Below are 1,518 nucleotides of genomic sequence, written 5' to 3'. Positions count from 1 at the left end.
CTCAGGATTACCCACAAAGTGAAGACGAATGCTATTCGTTTTGGCGGAATAGCCGATACATCTTTGAGACCTCGTGCAGCACGAGAAAGCCGCGCCACAACACGGTTGGGCCTGGTGGTCGATCGTTCTTCCGATTCAGATAGCCACCCAGCATGGCCACCCACAGCACGGCTTGCTGCAGGGAAGGGGTCTGCTTTGGCAGTTGCGTGGTGTGCTGCGTGTGACAGTACAGCGCCCGCCATTCGACGGGTTGCAGTAGAACCTCGCAAGACAGATCGGAGTCGATCCGCGCAAGCATGGTTGCATACAGAATGCGCCAACTGATGACAGCAAACAGCGCAGTTGCCCGCACAAACCGCTCAAGACTTCCGAACTGTCTTGCCTCGATCTGACATCCACTTTTCAGCACGCGATGCCACGATTCAATGGTCCAGCGTCGCGCATACCAGGCCAGCCGCTCAAGTAGTTCATCAAGCGTGGACGTTTCCACGGAAGTAAGAAGCATCCACTCGATGGGGTCAACTCCATCCGCAGGCATGTCTTCGATAGCGTGGATCGCAAACACTTCGACTTCCGGCAGGCCCCGTGCACGCTTTATTGGGGGACGCAATCGTACCTTCGCACAGCGCAGTGTCAGCTTTGCACTGCGCTGTGGCAGATTACCTCTGGCCGGCACCAGCAATTCGGAGCTACCCAGGGGCGCAGTGGCTTGAACGGTATCCCAAAGATATCCCTCAGGATGGCGAGCCCGCCGATTCACTGACGCGCGAATCAGCCAATCCACACCCGCGGGGCGTGCTGCGGCAAACAAATCGTACAAGTCGCTCTCGCGGTCCCCGACACAGACCAATCTTGCTTCGGCACAACGCTTCTTGAGCGCCGCCAGATGCGCGAGTCCTTCGAGCCACTTGACGCTTTCCTTCTCGTGAACGGAGCGGGTACTACGTTGGTGGCGTTTGCCAAACTCCTCGGCGCGGCGCACCCACGTCTTCATTCCCAGCACGCCCAGCGGCAGGCCTTCGGGAGTTACAGCCAGCAAGCTGTGCATGATGAAACCGCGCCAATTGCTGTAATTGGCCGAGCCGTATCCCAATCCAACCGTAGCGGATAGATGCGACAGGTTGAACTCAGTCGTATCCTGTATGGCCAGCACGACCGGTACCGCGCTCATACGATCGAGGGTCTGGGCTATGTGCGGCGCGAGGATGCCATCGGTATCGACCTGCTCGTTGTCAAAAAACCGGTATGCGCCCTTGAGTTCAGCGGCGCTGAGCGATTGCGGAAAGGAACACTGCGGACTGCAGGCAAGTCGGCGTGCCAAAGCTACAAGACGCCGCTCCAGACGGGCGTCGCCAAGCTTCGCAGCGCCGAACTCGGCAGCCGCCCAATCATCGATATCGTTCTCGTCTGCCAATCTCGAGTGTCATTGCAATCAGGGCAGGCGAAAGTTAACACCGTAGCCTCTTGTTTACAACCACCAGATCTCCACCTCGTCGTCACTTTGTGGGTAATCCTGAG

The 1,518-nt window shown here is 57.9% G+C and carries 1 protein-coding gene; it reads right to left on the bottom strand.

The genetic code is table 11. The features are described from left to right. Positions 1-31: 31 nt before the first annotated feature. Positions 32-1,414, bottom strand: a complete 1,383-nt coding sequence (locus LDO29_RS28035; RefSeq protein ID WP_224082980.1) for an IS4 family transposase — start codon at positions 1,412-1,414, stop codon at positions 32-34. Positions 1,415-1,518: the final 104 nt, after the last annotated feature.

This window comes from Cupriavidus laharis, from assembly GCF_914271435.1.
Lineage (GTDB): Bacteria > Pseudomonadota > Gammaproteobacteria > Burkholderiales > Burkholderiaceae > Cupriavidus > Cupriavidus laharis.
Note: the sequence above shows the minus strand (reverse complement) of the source record. Positions and strands in the feature narration are given on the sequence as shown.